Source organism: Pseudomonas sp. Z1-12, assembly GCF_051132015.1.
Lineage (GTDB): Bacteria > Pseudomonadota > Gammaproteobacteria > Pseudomonadales > Pseudomonadaceae > Aquipseudomonas > Aquipseudomonas zanjanensis.
This window is the reverse complement of record NZ_CP071647.1, coordinates 3,669,311-3,688,864: the sequence shown is the minus strand read 5'-3', so window position 1 is coordinate 3,688,864 and position 19,554 is coordinate 3,669,311. Positions and strand designations below refer to the sequence as shown.

Annotated in this window: 18 protein-coding genes and 1 pseudogene; 6 read left to right on the top strand and 13 right to left on the bottom strand. The window is 60.6% G+C overall.

The features are described 5' to 3' along the window. Positions 1-65: 65 nt before the first annotated feature. Complete coding sequence (locus J3P85_RS15605) at positions 66-929, bottom strand: universal stress protein (RefSeq protein ID WP_186728522.1); 864 nt, start codon at positions 927-929, stop codon at positions 66-68. 193 nt (positions 930-1,122) lie between these two features. Here J3P85_RS15605 and J3P85_RS15600 point away from each other — a divergent pair, with 193 nt between their 5' ends. Beyond that, positions 1,123-1,728: a tRNA-(ms[2]io[6]A)-hydroxylase gene (locus J3P85_RS15600; RefSeq protein ID WP_186704851.1), complete on the top strand. Its 606-nt coding sequence runs from the start codon at positions 1,123-1,125 to the stop codon at positions 1,726-1,728. A gap of 131 nt (positions 1,729-1,859) precedes the next feature. Here J3P85_RS15600 and J3P85_RS15595 read toward each other — a convergent pair whose 3' ends face one another. The 3 genes from J3P85_RS15595 to J3P85_RS15585 all read right to left on the bottom strand — a co-directional run bounded on the left by J3P85_RS15595 (position 1,860) and on the right by J3P85_RS15585 (position 4,258). Then, positions 1,860-2,348, bottom strand: coding sequence for a GFA family protein (locus J3P85_RS15595; protein ID WP_434702287.1), 489 nt, complete (start codon positions 2,346-2,348; stop codon positions 1,860-1,862). Between the two features lie 189 nt (positions 2,349-2,537). Further along, complete coding sequence (locus J3P85_RS15590; protein WP_434702286.1) at positions 2,538-3,152, bottom strand: DNA-3-methyladenine glycosylase family protein; 615 nt, start codon at positions 3,150-3,152, stop codon at positions 2,538-2,540. A gap of 23 nt (positions 3,153-3,175) precedes the next feature. Then, positions 3,176-4,258, bottom strand: coding sequence for a bifunctional transcriptional activator/DNA repair enzyme AdaA (locus J3P85_RS15585; protein ID WP_434702284.1), 1,083 nt, complete (start codon positions 4,256-4,258; stop codon positions 3,176-3,178). 145 nt (positions 4,259-4,403) lie between these two features. Here J3P85_RS15585 and J3P85_RS15580 point away from each other — a divergent pair, with 145 nt between their 5' ends. Next, a complete protein-coding gene (locus J3P85_RS15580) occupies positions 4,404-4,904 on the top strand; it encodes a hypothetical protein (RefSeq protein WP_434702283.1) in 501 nt (166 codons plus the stop codon). Between the two features lie 75 nt (positions 4,905-4,979). Here J3P85_RS15580 and J3P85_RS15575 read toward each other — a convergent pair whose 3' ends face one another. Continuing rightward, complete coding sequence (locus tag J3P85_RS15575) at positions 4,980-6,434, bottom strand: TrkH family potassium uptake protein (protein WP_434702282.1); 1,455 nt, start codon at positions 6,432-6,434, stop codon at positions 4,980-4,982. 174 nt (positions 6,435-6,608) lie between these two features. Between J3P85_RS15575 and J3P85_RS15570 the strand changes: the two genes are divergently transcribed. After that, complete coding sequence (locus J3P85_RS15570; RefSeq protein WP_434575951.1) at positions 6,609-7,196, top strand: LysE family translocator; 588 nt, start codon at positions 6,609-6,611, stop codon at positions 7,194-7,196. A gap of 207 nt (positions 7,197-7,403) precedes the next feature. On the opposite strand, the gene J3P85_RS15565 is transcribed toward J3P85_RS15570, so the two are convergent. Next, the gene (locus J3P85_RS15565) at positions 7,404-8,228 is read right to left on the bottom strand and encodes an AraC family transcriptional regulator (RefSeq protein WP_434702280.1); all 825 of its coding nucleotides are present in this window, start codon (positions 8,226-8,228) and stop codon (positions 7,404-7,406) included. A 137-nt stretch (positions 8,229-8,365) separates the two neighbouring features. Here J3P85_RS15565 and J3P85_RS15560 point away from each other — a divergent pair, with 137 nt between their 5' ends. Continuing rightward, the gene (locus J3P85_RS15560; protein ID WP_434702279.1) at positions 8,366-9,328 is read left to right on the top strand and encodes a diguanylate cyclase; all 963 of its coding nucleotides are present in this window, start codon (positions 8,366-8,368) and stop codon (positions 9,326-9,328) included. Between the two features lie 413 nt (positions 9,329-9,741). On the opposite strand, the pseudogene J3P85_RS15555 reads toward J3P85_RS15560, so the two are convergent. Then, positions 9,742-9,819, bottom strand: a pseudogene (locus J3P85_RS15555) (hypothetical protein); the annotation flags it as partial. 119 nt (positions 9,820-9,938) lie between these two features. On the opposite strand from J3P85_RS15555, the gene J3P85_RS15550 reads away from it, so the two are divergent. Together J3P85_RS15550 and J3P85_RS15545 are read left to right on the top strand one after the other, a co-directional pair. Further along, positions 9,939-10,763, top strand: a complete 825-nt coding sequence (locus J3P85_RS15550) for a lipid II-degrading bacteriocin (RefSeq protein WP_434702278.1) — start codon at positions 9,939-9,941, stop codon at positions 10,761-10,763. Positions 10,764-10,769: 6 nt separating this feature from the next. Continuing rightward, positions 10,770-11,183, top strand: a complete 414-nt coding sequence (locus J3P85_RS15545; RefSeq protein WP_434702276.1) for a hypothetical protein — start codon at positions 10,770-10,772, stop codon at positions 11,181-11,183. A 53-nt stretch (positions 11,184-11,236) separates the two neighbouring features. Here the strand turns inward: J3P85_RS15545 and fabI are convergent, their stop codons facing one another. From fabI to J3P85_RS15515, 6 genes are read right to left on the bottom strand one after another with little or no spacing between them, the layout of a single operon-like run. Continuing rightward, positions 11,237-12,031, bottom strand: a complete 795-nt coding sequence (gene fabI, locus J3P85_RS15540) for an enoyl-ACP reductase FabI (RefSeq protein ID WP_186704859.1) — start codon at positions 12,029-12,031, stop codon at positions 11,237-11,239. A gap of 20 nt (positions 12,032-12,051) precedes the next feature. Continuing rightward, the gene (locus J3P85_RS15535; protein WP_434702275.1) at positions 12,052-13,662 is read right to left on the bottom strand and encodes an ABC transporter ATP-binding protein; all 1,611 of its coding nucleotides are present in this window, start codon (positions 13,660-13,662) and stop codon (positions 12,052-12,054) included. 1 nt (position 13,663) lies between these two features. Continuing rightward, complete coding sequence (locus J3P85_RS15530) at positions 13,664-14,683, bottom strand: ABC transporter permease (RefSeq protein ID WP_434702274.1); 1,020 nt, start codon at positions 14,681-14,683, stop codon at positions 13,664-13,666. A 1-nt stretch (position 14,684) separates the two neighbouring features. After that, positions 14,685-15,758, bottom strand: a complete 1,074-nt coding sequence (locus tag J3P85_RS15525) for a microcin C ABC transporter permease YejB (RefSeq protein WP_186704862.1) — start codon at positions 15,756-15,758, stop codon at positions 14,685-14,687. Between the two features lie 4 nt (positions 15,759-15,762). Continuing rightward, positions 15,763-17,616, bottom strand: coding sequence for an extracellular solute-binding protein (locus J3P85_RS15520; RefSeq protein ID WP_434702273.1), 1,854 nt, complete (start codon positions 17,614-17,616; stop codon positions 15,763-15,765). Then, a complete protein-coding gene (locus tag J3P85_RS15515; RefSeq protein ID WP_434702271.1) occupies positions 17,613-19,445 on the bottom strand; it encodes an extracellular solute-binding protein in 1,833 nt (610 codons plus the stop codon). Before J3P85_RS15515 ends, J3P85_RS15520 begins: the two co-directional genes overlap by 4 nt. Between the last annotated feature and the right edge of the window lie 109 nt (positions 19,446-19,554).

The following is a 19,554-nucleotide window of genomic DNA, read 5'->3' as shown; positions in this document are numbered from 1 at the left end:
GAAGCCCACAAATTCCCTGTGGAGCGAGCTTGCTCGCGATGGCGATCTTGAGGACAACAAAAACTTCATTCCTTGACCGCCAACTCCACCAGATGATCCTCCACCTCCTGGGGCTTGAGCACCAGTACATCGCTTTCCAGCGTGTCGAGCACAGCCTCGGCGGTGTTGCCGATCAGCACCCCGGACAACCCCGAGCGGGCCACGGTGCCGATGACCGTCACCGCCGCCTGCAGCTTGCGCGCCATGTACGGAATCAAGACATCCGCCGGGCCTTCTTCGATGTGCAGGTGCTGGTCGTCGATGTCGAATTCGGCCTGGAACGCCCGGCATTGCTCGCGGTAGCGGGCCTCGATGGTTTCCTTGAGCTGGAAGGTCGGGTCGGCGGACGAGAGCATTGGCGAGGGATGGGCGCTGATCACATGCAGGTGCGCCTTGGCGAGGAGGGCGATGTCGTAGCCATGGTCGATGATGGTGGAATGCAGGTGGCGATGCTCGCCGTCGGCATTGCCCACATCGACGGCGGCGAGGATCACCTTGTCTTTCCAGGAACCGGCGGTTTTCACCAGCAGCACCGGGGTCGGGCAATGGCGTAGCAGTTTCCAGTCCGCCGGGGTCAGCAGGGCCTTTTTCAATGGGCTGTCGGGGAAATGCTGTTTGATCACCAACCCGCAACCTTCAGCCTGTTGCACGTCGATAATGGTTTCGTAGAGGCTTTCGTTCCACGCCTGCTCGGTGGTGACGCTGTAGCCGTCGGCCAGCAATGCGCTCTTGAGCACGCCGAGCAGGCCGGCATGGTCATGTTTCCTGTCGCACACCAACAGGTGCAGGTGGGCCTGGGTCACCCCGGCGATCAGTTTGGCGCGCTTGAGCGCCAGGCTTTCCGCATGTTCGGGCTCGATGACCACCAGGATGCTGCGAATGGCTTGCATGATCGGCGTTCTCCAATGAAAAGGCTGGCGTTGCTCAACTATAGTTGTTGTGGGCAGTCTAGTTCTTGTGGGGCAGTCTAGTGGCTGTGGGTGTGTCGTCGACTTGATGCATATCAACGGCAGTGACTGGTGGTCTGGGGGCAGGCCGGTATAATCGGCGCCCTTCGCTCGACTACCTTTGCCCGTGAGCCCCATGAATCTTCCCGAAATCCACGAATTCCTTGGTTGCCGCACCCCCGATGCCTGGGTCCAGGCCGCGCTGGCCGACCAGGAAACGTTGCTGATCGACCACAAGAACTGCGAATTCAAGGCGGCCAGCACCGCCCTGAGCCTGATCGCCAAGTACCATTCCCACGTCGACCTGATCAACCTGATGTCGCGCCTGGCCCGGGAAGAGCTGGTGCACCACGAGCAAGTCATGCGCCTGATGAAAAAGCGCAAGATCGGCTTGCGCCAGCTCTCCGCCGGCCGTTATGCCTCGGGGCTACGCAAAGTGGTACGCAGCCACGAGCCGGTCAAACTGGTAGACACCCTCGTCGTCGGCGCCTTCATCGAAGCCCGCAGTTGCGAGCGTTTCGAGGCCCTGGTGCCGCACCTGGACGAGGAGTTGGGCAAGTTCTACTTCGGTTTGCTGAAAAGTGAAGCGCGGCATTTCCAGGGGTACCTGAAACTGGCTTACCAGTATGGCGATGCCAAGGACATCGCCCAGGTGATCGACAAGGTCCGTGAGGCCGAGCGGGAACTGATCGAATCGCCGGATGTGGAATTTCGCTTCCACAGTGGTGTGCCTGCGGCATAGGGCCGTTTGTCCTGACGCCATCGCGAGCAAGCTCGCTCCCACAGTGGATTTAGGAAACCCACACGCCCCCTGTGGGAGCGAGCTTGCTCCGGGCGGCGTTCCGACGATGAGGCCTTCTGCAGCGCTGCCTCTCAACCGGTCAAGCCCAGGCGTTCATGCCATTGGGCAATCGACTCTTCGGGGTAGACCTCGAACTGCTGGTCGCCCTTATGCGCCTCGACCTCCACCCACGGTGCCCTGGACCCGAGCATCAAGTGGGTATGCTCCGGCGGTACCGGCAGCGGCGTGTCGATGGCTGAAGCGAACGGGTGCACCAGCTCCGGCCATTCGGAGCTGAACAGCCACAGCCCCGATCCACACAGGGAACAGAAATGCCGCTCGGCACTGCTGCGGTGGGCGCGCTTATCGCCGTCGTCCTTTAGCCGCGCATGGTAGATCGAGATGTGCTTGCGACCATGCACTTTCAAGCTTCGGGCATCGCCCCCCAGGTTGATTGCATAACCGCCGCCGCCCTGGGTCTTGCGGCAGATCGAGCAGTAGCAACGTTGATAAGGGTAGGGGTGGGCACAGGCCAGGCTGAACGACACGGCGCCGCAGTGGCAGGATCCTTCTAGCTGCATGGGAACCTCCAGTTGGGTTGGGATGTTCATGACAGCCTAGACGGTTGGCCCTGGATTGTTGGCTGCCAGGCGGACGCCATCGCGAGCAAGCTCGCTCCCACATTTAATCTCAGTGAACACAGATGACGCGTACCCAGCAGATCCCCTGTGGGAGCGAGCTTGCTCGCGAAGGCGTCGGTAAAGCCACCATCACTTGGGCACCCGCCACAAATACCACGCCGCCACCGTCCGATAAGGACTCCAGGCCAGGCCGATGTCGATCATCTGCTTGCGGCTGGGCTGTTGCGCCAAGCCCTTGAGCCGTCGATACCCCTCGCGCACGCCAAAGTCATCGGCCGGCAGGATGTCGGGCCGCTCCAGGCTGTAGATCAGCAGCATTTCCACGGTCCAGCGCCCGACGCCGCGCAGGCTGACCAGGCGCTCGATCAACGCTTCGTCTTCCATTGCCCGCGCCGTGGCGTAGTCCGGCACCACCCCGTCCAGGGTCGCTTGGGCGATACCCTGGATGGTTGCGATCTTGCTGGCGGAAAACCCACAACTGCGCAGTTGCGCAACGTCTGTCGCCAGGATCTGCGTGGGGGAGGGGAAGGTCTGCGCCGGGAACAACGCCAGCAGTCGACCCAGGATCGCATCGCCTGCCTTGGCGTGCAGTTGCTGGTAGGCAATCGCCCGGAGCAAGGCTTCATAGGGATCCCGGGCCGGCTTGGGTTGCAGCAGGCAAGGGCCGATCGTCTCGACGTGCCGTCGCCAGTCTTCGTCGAGATTGGCCAGGAAGGCGCTGGCGTCGTGGTAGGGCACGGGCATCAGGTATTCATTCTCCGGGGCGCTCAAAACGCCAGGGGCAGCGAAACCTGCATCGCGGCTTTTTCCAGCCGCAACAGAAACGCCTTGCGCGGCTGGCCGCCACCATAGCCGGTCAACGAGCCATCCGCACCGATCACCCGGTGGCAGGGAATGACGATGGCCAGGCGATTCTGCCCGTTGGCCAAGCCCACGGCGCGGCTGGCACCCGGGCTGCCCAGGGCCGTGGCGATGCCGCCGTAGCTGCGGGTTTCGCCGTAGGGAATTTTTTGCAGTTCAGCCCAGACTCGTATGGCGAATGCACTGCCGGGCATGTGCAGCGGGACGGTGAACGTCGTGAGTTTGCCGGCGAAATATTCGGCCAGTTCGGTTTCGATCTGTTGCAGGTGAGCGTTGTGCCCTGGCGCGACCGTGTAGCCGTAGCGCTGCTGCAGTTCTTCCAGCTCCTTGGTCAGGGCCGGACGGTCGAGGAACTCCAGCAGCACAAGGCCCCGTCGTTCGGCCATGGCCAGCATCGGCCCCAATGGCGTGGTCAGGCGGGTGAACAACAAGGGTTCGCTGAGGGCCGCGCGGCCCGGCGTGATGTGGAAGGATTTGACGAAGGCGTCGCGAAACCCACTCAACGATTCATAGCCGGAATCGAACGCGGCATTGTCGATGGAAGTGCCGTCCTTGATACCGCCCAAGGCAATGCCCAGGCGACGGGTGCGCAGGTAGGCGTGAAAAGTCATGCCGAAATGTTGTTTGAACCAGCGGCGCAGTTTCAGCGGTTCGACGCCTTGCCCCAGCAGCAAGGCGTCGGTCCAGCGCAGGTCGGGTTCGGCGTCCACCGCCTTGAGCAGGGCTTGGATCCAGTCCGGCGCAATGGCAGCAGCGTCCAGCGGCTTGCAGCGCAGGCAGGCGCGGTAACCGGCCGACATCGCTTCGTCGGCGTGGGCGAAGAATTCCACGTTTTCCGGTTTCGGCTTGCGCGCCGTGCAACTGGGGCGACAGAAGATGCCGGTGGTCTTGACCGCAGTGAAGAACACCCCCTCGTAGGCGGTGTCTCGTTCGAGCATGGCTCGGACCATCTCGGCATGGGGCGGGAGCAGCGAGTCGTGTAGGTTCATGAGGCAGAGCATAGAACCGTGCCCTGGACGACTCCACCGAAAAATCGACAGTGAATTTTCCGGTTGTTTGTCGGGTGGTCGCGAACAAAAGTTGAACCTTCGAGTCTTAAAGGTTTACCCGCTGTTTTTGTCTTTCGGAGACATCATGTCCAAACATAAGAAATCCCTGATTGCCGTTGCTGTCTGTGCCTTGGCGTTCGGTGCCTTGGCCTTGTTGCCGGCCGACCTGTCGCCGATCGGTTCGAGCTATGCCGCGGGCAATGGCGGCGGCGGTGGTGGCGGCAATGGCGGTGGTGGCGGTCACGGCGGAGGAAACGGTGGGGGTAATGGCGGCGGCCACGGTGCTGGCATTGGCGGTGGCCAGGGCCATGACAAGTCGGGCGACGCCCGCGGCCTTGGCAAAGGATTGGCCAGCGACCACACCGGCACTCGTACCCGCACCCGGGACCATGGCGTGAGCGGCAAGCACACCGGTGCCACCCGCACCGACCGTACCAGCAAGGCTTCGTTGACGTCGACCATCGCCAAGGACCGTGATACGCGCGGCCTGACCAAGGCGTCGGCGATTTCCACTGCCACGCCAGGCACCCACAACACCAAGGGCCTGACCAACGCGACCAGCTCTTCGATCAAGAACGATCGCTGATCGCCCGAACAAGCCGCGATACCTGCAAGGTGTCGCGGCTTTTTTTCGTCTGTCAGTTATGCATGCCCATCGTGTTCAATATTTCCAGAACACCGGGGTGAACAACACCAGCACCGTCAGGATTTCCAATCGCCCTAGCAGCATGCCGATGGTCAACAGCCATTTTGCTGCATCGGGCAGGGTCGAGAAGTTGCCGGCTGGCCCGATGATGTTGCCCAAGCCTGGGCCCACGTTGCACACCGCGGTGGCGGCGCCGGTCAGGGCGGTTGTCCAATCCAGGCCGATCAGCGCCAGGCCCAGGGCAATGGCCCCAATCGTGATGGTGAAGAAAAACGAAAAGGTCAGTAGCGAGCGGACGATTTCTTCATCGATGGGGTGGTTGTTGTATTTTTTCCGGATCACCGCCCGAGGGTGGATCAATTGCTTCAGGCTGCCCATCAGCAGTGCCCCGGCGACTTGGAAACGGAAGATTTTCAACCCGCCGGCCGTGGATCCCGAGCAACCACCCACGAACGTCAAGTAGAAGAACAACAACAGGGCGAAACTGCCCCACAGCGTGTAGTCACCCAACGCCACGCCCGTGGTGGTGACGACAGACGTGACATTGACGGCCACGATGCGGACCGCGTCCCACCAACCATGATCACTGTTCAGGCTCAGCCAGGTACCGACCACGAGCCAGGTAACGACCAAAAATCCAATGAAGCCCCGAACCTGCTGATCCTTGAGCAATGCGCGCCTGTTGCCCCGCAGTGTCGCGACATACAGCGTAAAGGGCAGCGATCCCGCCATCATGACAACGACTGATACCCAGTGAATGGCCGGTTGCGTCCAGTGCGCCAGGGAAGAGTCGGATGTAGAGAAACCGCCAGTGGAGATCAAGGACATCGCATGGTTGATCGCCTCGAAGGGGGTCATGCCGGCCAGCCACAGCGCCAAGGTCGCGAAGGCGGTCAGCGCGACATAGATCCAAAGAATGTAGTTGGCCGCGACGTGAGAGCGCGGCGTGACTTTTTCCGACCAGTCCGATGATTCGGTCTGGAACAACCGCATGCCGCCGACCCGCAGCAGCGGCAGGACCGCCACGGCCATGCCGATAAAGCCGATGCCGCCGAGCCAATGCAGCATCGAGCGCCAGATCAACAAGCCGGGGGATGCCGTATCCAGCCCGGTGAGGATGGTCGAGCCGGTGGTCGTGATGCCCGACATCGTCTCGAAAAATGCATCGGTGTAACTGATGTGCTGGATGAATACCATCGGCAGGGCGGCGAAGGCGCAGACCACCACCCAACTGGCGGTGGTCAACAGGTACATTTCCCTGGGGCGCATGTGGACATGTTCCGGTCGTCCACGGGCGACCAGGGCGATACCACACACGAAGGTAATCAGGCTCGACCAAAGGAACGCCGACAAGTCATCGTTGCGCTCGTAAAACATCAGCGTGAACAGCGGAATCGCCATGCTGATCGCCAGGGTAATCAGGAAAATCCCGAGGATGAAACCGATGAGACGCAGAACCGCAATCGACATGAGAAACGCCTGATCCATTGAGCCGCACAGTATCGATTTGGTTAATCGGCTACCGCGTAAAGTTTGCGTAAAAAAATAGACGGTGACGCTCGACGACAAGGCAGTTTTCTTCAATACCCCTGGAGCGGGCCCCTTTACCTTTGGGACTCGTTCCTGAACTGAAGAAGATATGTGATGAGCTTGATATTTTCCATGGCGACCTTTGCGCTGGTGGCTTCCATTACCCCGGGCCCGGTCAATATCGTCGCCCTCAGCTCCGGAGCCCGCTACGGATTTCGGGCCACGTTGCGGCACGTGGCCGGCGCCACCCTCGGGTTTGTCCTGCTGCTGGTCTTGATGGGGTTGGGGTTGCATGAAGTGTTGCAGCGTTGGCCGGGGCTTACGCGCGTGGTGCAACTGGCGGGTGTGGCCTTCCTGTTGTTCATGGCCTGGAAACTGGCGATGGACAATGGCGAGCTGGGAGGGCGGGACGAGGGGCGTGCGCCGTCGATGCTCTACGGCGCGCTGATGCAATGGCTCAACCCCAAGGCCTGGCTGGCCTGTGTGGCGGGAATGGGCGCGTTCGTCGCCGATGGCGAGGTGCGGCTGGTGTGGCAGTTTGCGGCGATCTACCTGGTGATCTGCTACGTCTCGGTGGGCTGCTGGGCCTACGCCGGGAGTTTCCTGCGCTCATGGCTGGGGAATCCGGCGACCATGCGCCTGTTCAACCGCGCGATGGCGGTGTTGTTGGTGGTGAGTGCGGTGTATCTGTTGTTGCCGTGAACTGAAGTGGCGGTAACTCGGGCATGGCAGAAGGCGTGCTGTTGTGGCTGCGGTCCGCTCTTTCGAGGCGGGGATGCTGTTGTGGCGAGGGAGCTTGCTCCCGCTCGACTGCGCAGCAGTCGCCCAGAATCGAGGGCTACTGCGTAGCCCAGCGGGAGCAAGCTCCCTCGCCACAGGGGGGGCTCACCCCATTTCCGGTCTGCGGTATCAGCCGCGATATTGCCCGGGCGTCGCCGCCAGGTGTTGCTTGAAGGCGCGCTGGAAATGCGCCTGGTCGGCAAACCCGCTGTCCAGCGCCACGTCGGCGATCAGCTTGCCTTCGCGCAATTGGCGCCGGGCAAACTGGATCCGGCGGTTGACCAGGAAGGCGTGGGGCGTCATCCCGTAATGGCGCTTGAAGGCTCGGCTCAGGTAGGACGGCGACAACTGCGCGGCGGTGCAGATGTCTTCGAGCTTCAAGGCTTCGCTGCAATGGTCATGGATAAATTGCGCCGCACGCATCAGCCCTGGATGACTGCCCCGGTCCGGACGGCCGGCCGGGTTGAGGCGTTGTTGCAGGTCCATGAAAAAAGCCTCGGCGGCGGCGTGCTTGCCGGCCGTGTCGAGTTGCTCGCCCACCAATTGCCCATACAACCGTCCCAACGCGGAAAACAGCTCTGCGTCGCGGCTGTGGGTGGTGGCGAACCCTTGGAAATCGAGGTTTTCGTCAAAGCCGATACGGCGCTGCAGATCCCTGAGCCACTGGGTGTCGACGTACAACATCACGTAGGACCAGGGCTGATCGTCGATCGGGTTGCAGGCATGGACATCGCCGGGGTTCATCAGCACCACCGTGCCGCTTTCCACCTGGAAACTCGAGCGTTCGTGGATATAGGTACTGCGCCCGCCGGTGATCGCGCCGATGGAGAAGTGGTCATGGGAGTGACGCGAATAGCAGACCTTGCGCCCATCGTCGATGGCCCGGGCTTCGATGAAGGGCAGGGCCGCGTCACGCCAGAAGCGTGGGGCGGCGTCAGGGTTGGCGTGCTTCATCGGTCAGCATCCTCGTCGTGAACCTGAGTGGCAGTGTATTAGCCCTGGCCGGCAAATGCCCGTTGGATTTGGCTGTTCGGCTTCAAGGGCCATGGTCCTGGACTAGACTCCAAGCAGTCCCGCCAATGGAGTTCCCGATGCTTGCGCCAGGTAAACCGGACAACGAAGCCGTTCGCCTCAAGAATCTGCACTCGCTCAAACTGCTCGATACTGCACCCGAAGAGCGCTTTGATCGCCTGACCCGCCTTGCCCGACGCCTGTTTGACGTGCCCATCGCCCTGGTGTCGCTGGTGGACGCCAACCGGCAGTGGTTCAAGTCCAGCGCTGGCCTGGAGGCCAGCGAAACCCCGCGGGAAGTTTCGTTTTGCGGGCATGCGATTTTGCAGGATCAGATCCTGGAGATCTGCGATGCGGAACAGGACGAGCGCTTCCACGACAACCCGCTAGTCACGGACACGCCTGGCATTCGCTTCTACGCAGGGCATCCGCTGGGGTTGGAGGATGGCAGCAAGCTGGGCACGTTGTGCCTGCTCGACACCAAGCCGCGCCGGCTCAATGACGAGGAACGCGAACTGCTGCGTGACCTGGCGCGCATGGCCGAGCAGGAAATGGTCGCGGTGCAGATGGCGAGCATGGACGAGCTGACGCTGTTGTCCAATCGCCGCGGCTTCAGGACGCTGGCCCAGCATGCGTTGAGTGTGTGTGATCGCTTGTCGCGACCGGCGACGCTGCTGTTTTTCGACCTCAACGACTTCAAGCCGATCAATGATCGCTATGGACACGCCGAGGGTGACAGCGCGCTGAAAACTTTCGCCGACGTACTGCGCATCGCCTTTCGCGAAAGTGATGTGATCGGTCGTCTGGGCGGTGATGAATTCGTGGCGCTGCTCACGGGTTCTTCCCATGTCGAGACAACGACGATCATGGCGCGGCTCCAGGAAATCCTTCACGAGCGCAATGCGAAGTTGCAGCGCGGCTATGACATTCGGTTCAGCGTCGGCCAGATCGAGTACGACGCCCAGCGCCATCAATCGATCGACAATCTATTGGCTGACGCCGATGCGGCGATGTATGCGCAGAAACAGGCGCTGCGCAGCTAGCACAGGCTAATCCCTGTGGGAGCGAGCTTGCTCGCGAAGGCGTCGGTACATTCAATATCAATGCAAGCTGACCCACCGCCATCGCGAGCAAGCTCGCTCCCACAGGTCATATTGTTCACTTAAGGTCGTCGACAATCCCGTGGCGAGGGAGCTTGCTCCCGCTGGGGCGCGAAGCGGCCCCAAAACCTGCCGAATGCGGAGCGTCAGACACACCGCGCCCGCCGGTTCACGACTGCTGCGCAGCCGAGCGGGAGCAAGCTCCCTCGCCACAGGGCCATATCACCGACATACCGCTATCGCGAGCAAGCTCGCTCACACAGGGAATGGCGGTGCAATCAGGCAATCGACAATAAAAAACGCCGCTTGCCCTTTCCAGGACGAGCGGCGTTTTTCAAGCGTGGTGCGCGTGAAGATTACTCTTCGATATTACCCATGGCGGTGGTGTTGAAGCCGCCGTCCACGTACATGATTTCGCCGCTGATGTCAGAAGCAACGCTATAGATATGTACCGCACCAAGGGTATGGGAAGTACGCAGAATGAATTTTTTGCATCGTGCGATGCAGTTCGTAACTGCAGTGTTGTCCATTATTTGACTTGGCAAGTACCCATATGAATACCGAATTACCTCCAACATTTGTTTATCCCGATGAATTTGGCACCTCACGTGGAAGTGGCAGAGGTCTTCCAAACCCTGCGCCAATGGCGATGATTGGAAAAATGATCCAAGAGCGCAACGTGGCTTACGAACGAGGTCATTGGCCCCAAATGCTTGGGCGTCATCTCGAAGCCATGCGTAATAATCGACCGGTTCGTTATGGACTGGACGGCTTCATCATTGGCGATCTGAAGGTCGCACATGGCGCAGATCTTCTAATGCTGAAAAATCCCGGGCTTGGTACTGCGAGCGCTTGGAAGCTCGGGATAAAAGAAGGAACCAAGATAACCAACACGGAACAGCTGGCAGCCGAGCAGGAATTTTCGGGAGGTGTTTTTACTCCTTTCAGAGCGATCGGTCATTGGTTGCTGGGTAAGGGAAAACCTGCAAGCGTACGACTCGACCGGATCGGAATCAGCCCTGCGCCGAACAAAATTCCCGATTTGATGGCGATTATCAACACGGCGGGAATCGGGTTGACCACCGTCAACCTGAAGGTTCCTTACTCCACTGCTCAGGATTCAAATATCGCAAGGATTTATCTCGGAAACATAACGCTTCAAATTACCGGTCAGGTGACTCGTAATACATCAGGTAGTCTTAAGTTCACCGGTATTGCCAAGGCTTTCTCGGACCGCTATGACGCGAATGTCAGCAACCATCGCGCGGTATTTGATGAAAAAGCGACCACTGCGCTGCGCCAAGTAGGGCGAGTTGCTCGCGCACAGGATTACGAAATAAAAATTACTGGCGAACTTCCGATCAATTTTTCAAGGTGACTCACCATGATGCGCAGCGAGAAGCAACTGGGGGTAGCTGTCATTAGCGTATTGACTGCCTTTGCAATGCTTTTTTTCTTTCCGGCAGACAGCGCGATGGAGAATCCTGGAGACCCCAACGATACTCAAGGTGTACCCGCTGTTTCGATCTACCTGGTCTTGTTGATAATGCTGACAGCTGCATCCATGGCTCTGACAGGAATAGGCAGCGTCATTCAAAGAGTTCTCAGGCGTCGGTCTTTAAAGCTGCGTATTGGCGTGCATGCGCTTGCCAATGCTTCTCTTGCCGTAACGTCACTCTTGGGCGGGATGGTCTCCTTGGCTTATCTGTATGATGCCGTGTCGGGGATACTGGCGGCGTTATTGTTCCTTCTTTCCTTCGCTTTGGTGCTGTTGTCCACCCCACAAAGGCTGAACTAAAAAAGCCGCTTGCCCTTTCCAGGCCAAGCGGCTTTTTTGCTGCAGGATGAAGATTACTCTTCGATATTACCCATGGCGGTGGTGTTGAAGCCGCCGTCCACGTACATGATTTCGCCACTGATGCCCGACGCCAGGTCCGAGCACAGGAAGGCGCCGGCGTTGCCGACTTCTTCGATGGTGACGTTGCGACGCAGCGGGGTTTGCGCTTCGTTGGCGGCCAGCATCTTGCGGAAGTTCTTGATGCCGGAAGCGGCGAGGGTGCGGATCGGGCCTGCCGATACGCAGTTGACGCGGGTGCCGTCCGGGCCCAGGGAGCCGGCCAGGTAGCGCACGCCAGCTTCCAGGGACGCCTTGGCCATGCCCATGACGTTGTAGTTCGGCATGGTGCGCTCGGCGCCCAGGTACGACAGGGTCAGCAGGCTGCCGTTGCGGCCTTTCATCATTTCGCGACCGGCCTTGGCCAGGGCCACGAAGCTGTAGGCGCTGATGTCATGGGCAATGCGGAAACCTTCACGGGTGGTGGCTTCGGTGAAGTCGCCGTCCAGTTGGTCGCCCGGGGCGAAGCCCACGGAGTGCACGATGCAGTCCAGGCCGTCCCACTTCTTGCTCAGCTCTTGGAAGACCTTGGCGATTTCTTCATCGCTGGCCACGTCGCACGGGAAGCACAGCTCAGGGCTCGAGCCCCAGCCTTGTGCGAACTCTTCGACACGACCCTTGAGTTTGTCGTTCTGATAAGTGAAGGCAAGCTCAGCGCCCTCGCGATGCATGGCGGCGGCGATGCCGGATGCGATGGACAGCTTGCTGGCGACACCGACGATCAGTACGCGCTTACCGGCGAGAAAACCCATGTGTTGCTCCTCTTTTCAGGTTATTCGGCAGTTGTTGGGGCCAGGAAGGCGGCCTCCAGCAACTGCTGTGTATAGGGGTGCTGCGGCGCGGCGAATATGCTGCGGGCATCACCTTGTTCGACCACTTGGCCATGCTTGACCACCATCAGCTGGTGGCTCAGCGCTTTGACGACAGCCAGGTCATGGCTGATAAACAGGTACGTCAGGTTGTACTTGGTTTGCAACGACCGCAACAGCTCCACCACTTGGCGTTGCACGGTACGGTCCAGCGCCGACGTTGGTTCATCCAGCAGAATCAACGCCGGCTTGAGCACCAGGGCCCGGGCAATGGCGATACGCTGCCGTTGCCCTCCGGAAAATTCATGGGGGTAGCGGTTCCGGGTTTCCGGGTCCAGGCCTACCTCCTTCAATGCCGCGATTATCGCTTGTTCCTGTTCGGCTTCGGTGCCGATCTTGTGGATCCGCAGGCCTTCGCCGACGATCTGGCTGACGCACATCCGTGGGCTCAGGCTACCGAAGGGGTCCTGAAACACCACTTGCATCTCCCGGCGCAGCGGTCGGACTTGCTGCTGCGTCAGGTTGTCCAACGACTTGCCTTCGAAGCGGATCCCACCCTGGCTGCCGATCAACCGCAGGATTGCCAGCCCCAGGGTGGACTTGCCGGAGCCGCTTTCGCCGACGATGCCCAGGGTCTGGCCCTGGGGCAGGCTGAAGCGGATTCCGTCCACGGCCTTGATGTAGTCCACCGTGCGTTTGAACAGGCCTTTCTTGATCGGGAACCAGACTTTCAGGTCCTCTACCTGCAACAGCGGCGGGCCGACGACATTGTTCGCCGGGGTGCCGCTGGGTTCAGCGCCCAGCAGTTCCCGAGTGTACGGATGCTGCGGCGCGCGGAACAACTCTTCACACGATGCCTGTTCGACGATGCAACCGCGCTGCATGACACATACGCGATGCGCAATTCTTCGCACCAGGTTCAAATCGTGGCTGATCAACAGCAGCGACATGCCCAAGCGCGCCTGCAATTCCTTGAGCAATTGAAGGATTTTCAGCTGGACGGTGACGTCCAGGGCAGTGGTCGGCTCGTCGGCGATCAGCAGTTCCGGCTCGTTGGCCAGGGCCATGGCGATCATCACCCGCTGGCGCTGGCCGCCGGACAACTCGTGGGGCAGGGCCTTGAGGCGCTTGTGGGGCTCGGGAATGCCGACCAGTTCCAGCAACTCAAGGGTCCGGCGGGTTGCGACCTTGCCGCTCAGGCCCTTGTGGATGCCGAGCACTTCATTGATCTGTTTTTCGATGGAGTGCAGCGGGTTGAGGGAGGTCATCGGCTCCTGGAAGATCATCGCGATCCGGTTGCCGCGGATATGGCGAATGGTTTTTTCCTTCAGCCCCAGTAAATCCTGGCCGGCGTACTGGATGGTCCCGGTGGGGTGATGGGCCAGGGGGTAGGGCAGCAAGCGCAGGATCGAGTGGGCGGTGACCGACTTGCCCGAGCCGCTTTCACCCACCAGGGCCAGGGTTTCGCCGCGCTGGATATCGAAACTCACGCCCTCGACCACGCGTTGGCGGCGTTCGCCGACAACGAACTCCACCGCCAGGTCGCGCACTTCGATCAGATTGTCCTGGTTCATATCACTTCCTCGGATCGAAGGCATCGCGAGCGGACTCGCCGATGAACACCAACAGGCTCAGCATCAAGGCCAGTACGGCGAACGCGCTGATGCCCAGCCATGGCGCCTGGAGGTTGGACTTGCCCTGGGCCACCAACTCGCCCAGGGACGGCGCGCCCGGCGGCAGGCCAAAGCCGAGAAAATCCAGGGCGGTGAGGGTGCCGATGGCGCCGGTGAGGATGAACGGCATGAAGGTCATGGTCGAGACCATGGCGTTGGGCAGGATGTGGCGGAACATGATCGCGCCGTTCTGCATGCCCAGTGCTCGCGCGGCGCGCACGTATTCCAGGTTGCGCCCGCGCAGGAACTCGGCGCGGACCACGTCCACCAGGCTCATCCAGGAAAACAGCAGCATGATCCCCAGGAGCCACCAGAAATTGGGCTGCACGAAGCTGGCCAGGATGATCAACAGGTACAACACCGGCAGCCCGGACCAGATTTCCAGGAAGCGCTGGCCGGCCAGGTCCACCCAGCCGCCATAGAAACCCTGCAGGGCGCCGGCGATCACGCCGATGATCGAGCTGAGCAGCGTCAGCGTCAGGGCGAACAGCACCGAAATGCGGAAGCCGTAGATGATCCGGGCGAGGACATCGCGGCCCTGGTCGTCGGTACCCAGCCAATTCATGGCAGAAGGGGGGGCCGGGGCCGGGACCTTCAGGTCGTAGTTGATGCTCTGGTAGCTGAACGGGATCGGCGGCCACAGCACCCAGGCGTCCTTGGCGGCCAGCAGTTCACGGATGTAGGGGCTCTTGTAGTTGGCTTCCAGGGGAAATTCGCCGCCGAACGTGGTTTCCGGGTAGCGCTTGAGGGCCGGGAAGTACCAGCCGTCGTCGTAATGCACCACCAACGGCTTGTCGTTGGCGATCAGCTCGGCGCCCAGGCTCAACCCGAACAGGACCAGGAACAGCCACAGCGACCACCAGCCACGCTTGTTGGCCTTGAACAGTTCGAAGCGACGGCGATTGAGAGGGGACAGGTTCATCTCAATGCTCCCGGCTTTCGAAGTCGATGCGCGGATCGACAAAGGTGTAGGTCAGGTCGCCGATCAGTTTCACCACCAGTCCCAGCAAGGTGAAGATGAACAGGGTGCCGAACACCACCGGGTAGTCGCGGTTGATGGCCGCTTCGAAACTCATCAGGCCGAGGCCGTCGAGGGAGAAGATCACTTCCACCAGCAGCGAGCCGGTGAAAAAGATCCCGATGAATGCCGACGGGAAACCGGCGATCACCAGCAGCATGGCGTTGCGGAAGACATGGCCGTAGAGCACCCGATGGCGGGTCAGGCCCTTGGCCTTGGCGGTGACCACGTATTGCTTGTTGATTTCGTCGAGGAAGCTGTTCTTGGTCAGCAGGGTCATGGTGGCGAAGTTGCCGATCACCAGGGCGGTCACGGGCAAGGCCAGGTGCCAGAAGTAATCGAGGATCTTGCCGCCCATGCTCAATTCGTCGAAGTTGTTGGAAGTCAGTCCGCGCAACGGGAACCAGTCGAAATAACTGCCGCCGGCAAACACCACGATCAGCAGGATGGCGAACAGGAACGACGGGATCGCGTAGCCGACGATGATTGCCGAGCTGGTCCACACGTCGAAATGGCTGCCATGGCGCGTGGCCTTGGCGATCCCCAGCGGGATCGACACCAGGTACATGATCAGCGTGCTCCACAGGCCGAGGGAGATGGACACCGGCATTTTTTCCTTGATCAGGTCGATGACCTTGGCGTCGCGGAAAAAACTGTCACCGAAGTCCAGGCGGGCGTAATTCTTGATCATGATCCACAGGCGTTCGGGCGCCGACTTGTCGAAGCCGTACATGCGTTCGATTTCCTTGACCAACGCCGGGTCCAGGCCCTGGGCGCCACGGTAGGAGGAACCGGCCACCGATACTTCGGCACCGCCGCCGGCGATGCGACTGGTGGCGCCCTCGAAGCCCTCGAGCTTGGCGATCATCTGCTCCACCGGCCCGCCGGGCGCGGCTTGGATGATGACAAAGTTGATCAACAGAATGCCGAACAGGGTGGGAATGATCAGCAGCAGTCGCCGAAATATATAGGCCAGCATCTTGTTACTCCACGCTCGCAGGGGCGGCGACTTGCTGCTCGATGACCTGCTTTTCTACTTCATCGGCCGGTTTGACCTCCGGCTTGACCCACCAGGTGGTGGTGCCGATGTCGTAGGTCGGCGTGACTTTCGGGTGGCCGATGTGGTTCCAATAGGCCACGCGCCAGGTCTTGATGTGCCAGTTGGGGATCACGTAGTAGCCCCATTGCAGGACGCGGTCCAATGCCCGGGCATGGGCCACCAGGCTCTTGCGCGAATCGGCGTTGATCAATTGCTCCACCAACTGGTCCACGGCCGGGTCCTTCAAGCCCATGGTGTTGCGGCTGCCGGGCTTGTCGGCGGCGGCGGACATCCAGAACTCGCGCTGTTCATTGCCTGGCGAGCTGGATTGCGGGAAGCTGCCCACCACCAGGTCGAAGTCCCGGGAGCGTACACGGTTGACGTATTGGGACACGTCCACGCGGCGGATCACCAGTTCGATGCCCAGGTCACTCAGGTTGCGCTTGAATGGCAACAAGACCCGTTCGAACTCGGTCTGGGCCAGCAGAAATTCCAGCACCACGGGCTTGCCTTGGGCATCGACCATCTTGTCGTCGACGATGCGCCATCCGGCCTCCTGCAGCAGGTGATAGGCCTTGCGTTGCTGGTCGCGGATCATGCCGCTGCCGTCACACATCGAAGGCTGGAAGGCTTCGGTGAAGACCTGCTCGGGAATCTTGCCACGCAAGGGTTCGAGGATTTTCAATTCGTCTTCGCCAGGCAGCCCGGTTGCCGCCATCTCCGAATTCTCGAAATAGCTGCGGGTGCGGGCATAGGCGCCATGGAACAGCTGTTTGTTGGTCCACTCGAAGTCCAACAGCAGGCTAAGGGCCTTGCGTACCCGCACGTCTTGGAAAACCGGGCGACGCAGGTTGTAGATAAAGCCCTGCATGCCGGTAGGGTTGCCGTTGGGGATCTGTTCCTTGACCAACCGACCTTCGGTCACCGCCGGAATGTTGTAGGCGTTGGCCCAGTTCTTGGCGGCCATTTCCAGCCAGAAATCGAACTGCCCGGCTTTCAACGCTTCCACGGCCACGGTGTTGTCGCGGTAATAGTCGGTGGTCAGCACATCGAAATTGTAGAAACCACGGTTGACCGGAAGGTCCTTGCCCCAATAGTCCTTCACGCGCTCATAGCGGATCGAGCGTCCGGCCTTCACTTCGGCGACCTTGTAGGGACCGCTGCCCAGAGGGATCTCAAGGTTGCCCTTGCTGAAATCTCGGCTGGCCCACCAATGCTTGGGCAGGACGGGTAACTGGCCGAGGATCAATGGCAGTTCGCGATTATTGGTGTGCTTGAACTTGAAGAGGACCTTGAGCGGATCTTCGGCGATGACTTCGGCGACGTCATTGTAATAGCCGCGGAACATCGGGGCGCCGTCCTTGGTCAGGGTCTGGAAGCTGAAGACGACGTCTTCGGCGCGTACCGGGTGGCCATCGTTGAAACGGGCTTCGGGGCGCAAGTAGAAGCGCACCCAGCCATTGTCCGGGGCTTTCTCGATTTTTTCGGCGATCAACCCGTATTCGGTGAACGGTTCGTCCAGCCCCTGCTTGGCCAGGGTGTCGTAGATCAGACCGATGTCGTCGGCCGGGACGCCTTTGCTGATGAACGGGTTGAGGCTGTCGAAGCTGCCAAACCCGCCTTGGCGGAATATTCCACCCTTGGGCGCATCGGGGTTCACGTAGTCGAAATGCTTGAAATCCGCCGGGTACTTCGGCGGCTCGTTGTACAGCGTCAAGGCGTGCTGCGGCGCAGCGCAGGCCAGCCCGGCGAATAACAGGCTGCTGGCCTGCAGGAGCAGGGCACGTAGAGGCTTCATTGATCTTTCTCCGAAGATTTCAGCCACCAGGCGCTCAGGCCCAGGGTGTAGGGCGGCGTGGTGACGAAGGCGAACCGGTTGCGGTATGCCAGGCGATGATAATTGAGATACCAGTTGGGAATGCAGTAATGCTGCCACAACAGCACGCGATCCAGGGCCTTGCCGGCGGCGACCTGTTCGTCGCGGGTCTGGGCGGCGAGCAGTTTTTCCAACAGGTGGTCGACCACCGGGTTGGCGATCCCGGCGTAGTTCTTGCTGCCCTTGACCCCGACCTGGCTGGAATGGAAGTACTGCCATTGCTCCAGCCCCGGGCTGAGCGTCTGGCCCAAGGTCAGCAGGATCATGTCGAAGTCGAACTGGTCCAGGCGCTGCTTGTACTGGGCTCGGTCCACCGTGCGCAGCCGTGCCTGGATGCCGATGCTGGCGAGGTTTTCGACGTAGGGCTGCAGGATGCGCTCCAGGTTCGGGTTCACCAGCAGGATTTCGAAACTCAGGGGCTGGCTCTCGGCGTTCAGCAGGCGCTGGCCGTTGAGGCTCCAACCGGCCTCCTTCAGGAGTCCCAATGCTTTGCGCAAGGTTTCCCGAGGGATGCCGCGCCCGTCGGTCTTGGGCAAGCTGAAGGGTTCGGTGAGCAGTTCAGGTGGCAGTTGTTCGCGGTACGGCTTGAGCAGTAGCCATTCATGGCCCACCGGCAGGCCGGTGGCGGAGAATTCGCTGTTGGGGTAGTAGCTGAGGGTGCGCTTGTAGGCGCCGCTGAACAGGGTGCGGTTGGTCCACTCGAAATCGAACATCAGCCCCAGGGCTTCACGCACCTTGAGGTCGGCGAACGTGCCGCGCCGGGTGTTCATGAACAGGCCTTGGGTCTGGGTGGGGATCTGGTGGGGAATCTGCGCCTTGATCACGTCGCCGCGGTTGACCGCCGGGAATTGATAGCCGTTGGCCCAGTTCTTGGCCTGGTGCTCGATGTAGATGTCGAATTCACCGGCCTTGAAGGCTTCGAAGGCAACTTCGCTGTCACGGTAGAACTCCACGTCCATGCGGTCGTAGTTGTACTTGCCGCGATTGACCGGCAGGTCCTTGCCCCAGTAGTTCTTGACCCGTTCGAACACCAGTTGGCGACCGGGTTGCACTTTGGTGATGCGATACGGCCCGCTGCCCAGGGGCGGCTCGAAGGTCGTCGCCTTGAAATCGCGGCCTTTCCAGTAATGCTGGGGCAACACCGGCAGCTCACCCAGGCGCAGGATCAGCAGCGGATTGCCCGCGCGCTTGAAGACAAAGCGGATTTTCAGCGGATTGAGAATGTCGACCCGCAACACTTCCTGCAGGTTGGTGCGGTATTGCGGGTGGCCGTCCTTGAGCAGCGTGCGGTAGGAGAACGCCACGTCATAAGCGGTGATGGGCACGCCATCGTGGAACCGCGCCTCGGGGCGCAGGTTGAACACCACCCAACTGCGATCTTCGCTGTATTCCACCGACTGGGCGATCAGGCCATAGCTCGACGTTGGTTCATCACCGGACGGTGCGTACTGGCCGGTGCCGACCATCAGCGGTTCGTTCAGCTCATTGATGCCGTATTGCAGGAAATTTGGAGTGGAAACCGGGCTGCTGCCCTTGAATGTGTACGGATTGAGCGTATCGAAGGTGCCGAATGCCATGACCCGCAAGACTCCGCCCTTGGGCGCTTGCGGGTTGACCCAGTCGAAGTGGGTGAACCTGGCCGGGTACTTGAGCGTGCCGAACTGCGCATAACCATGGCTTTCGCTGATGGTTGCGCTGGCGGGAGAGCTCAAGGCCAGGCTGATCAGGAGCAGGAGGAGGGGACGTATCAAGTCTGAGATCCGATCCAGGCGGCTTGGGCTTTTATGGCCTGTACAGTAACAGCTTGTATCGGCAGGAAAAAGGCGGGGGGCCAAAGCGTCTCGGATTACTCGAAACCGG

Excerpts from the sequence above, each read along its gene's own strand:
- J3P85_RS15520 (WP_434702273.1), bottom strand. The coding sequence starts at position 17,616 with ATGAAGCCTCTACGTGCCCTGCTCCTGCAGGCCAGCAGCCTGTTATTC.
- J3P85_RS15565 (WP_434702280.1), bottom strand. The coding sequence starts at position 8,228 with ATGAAGCACGCCAACCCTGACGCCGCCCCACGCTTCTGGCGTGACGCG.
- fabI (WP_186704859.1), bottom strand. The coding sequence starts at position 12,031 with ATGGGTTTTCTCGCCGGTAAGCGCGTACTGATCGTCGGTGTCGCCAGC.
- J3P85_RS15605 (WP_186728522.1), bottom strand. The coding sequence starts at position 929 with ATGCAAGCCATTCGCAGCATCCTGGTGGTCATCGAGCCCGAACATGCG.
- J3P85_RS15545 (WP_434702276.1), top strand. The coding sequence starts at position 10,770 with ATGATGCGCAGCGAGAAGCAACTGGGGGTAGCTGTCATTAGCGTATTG.
- J3P85_RS15525 (WP_186704862.1), bottom strand. The coding sequence starts at position 15,758 with ATGCTGGCCTATATATTTCGGCGACTGCTGCTGATCATTCCCACCCTG.
- J3P85_RS15535 (WP_434702275.1), bottom strand. The coding sequence starts at position 13,662 with ATGAACCAGGACAATCTGATCGAAGTGCGCGACCTGGCGGTGGAGTTC.
- J3P85_RS15575 (WP_434702282.1), bottom strand. The coding sequence starts at position 6,434 with ATGTCGATTGCGGTTCTGCGTCTCATCGGTTTCATCCTCGGGATTTTC.
- J3P85_RS15595 (WP_434702287.1), bottom strand. The coding sequence starts at position 2,348 with ATGCAGCTAGAAGGATCCTGCCACTGCGGCGCCGTGTCGTTCAGCCTG.
- J3P85_RS15580 (WP_434702283.1), top strand. The coding sequence starts at position 4,404 with ATGTCCAAACATAAGAAATCCCTGATTGCCGTTGCTGTCTGTGCCTTG.
- J3P85_RS15550 (WP_434702278.1), top strand. The coding sequence starts at position 9,939 with ATGAATACCGAATTACCTCCAACATTTGTTTATCCCGATGAATTTGGC.
- J3P85_RS15560 (WP_434702279.1), top strand. The coding sequence starts at position 8,366 with ATGCTTGCGCCAGGTAAACCGGACAACGAAGCCGTTCGCCTCAAGAAT.
- J3P85_RS15530 (WP_434702274.1), bottom strand. The coding sequence starts at position 14,683 with ATGAACCTGTCCCCTCTCAATCGCCGTCGCTTCGAACTGTTCAAGGCC.
- J3P85_RS15585 (WP_434702284.1), bottom strand. The coding sequence starts at position 4,258 with ATGAACCTACACGACTCGCTGCTCCCGCCCCATGCCGAGATGGTCCGA.
- J3P85_RS15600 (WP_186704851.1), top strand. The coding sequence starts at position 1,123 with ATGAATCTTCCCGAAATCCACGAATTCCTTGGTTGCCGCACCCCCGAT.
- J3P85_RS15590 (WP_434702286.1), bottom strand. The coding sequence starts at position 3,152 with ATGCCCGTGCCCTACCACGACGCCAGCGCCTTCCTGGCCAATCTCGAC.
- J3P85_RS15570 (WP_434575951.1), top strand. The coding sequence starts at position 6,609 with ATGAGCTTGATATTTTCCATGGCGACCTTTGCGCTGGTGGCTTCCATT.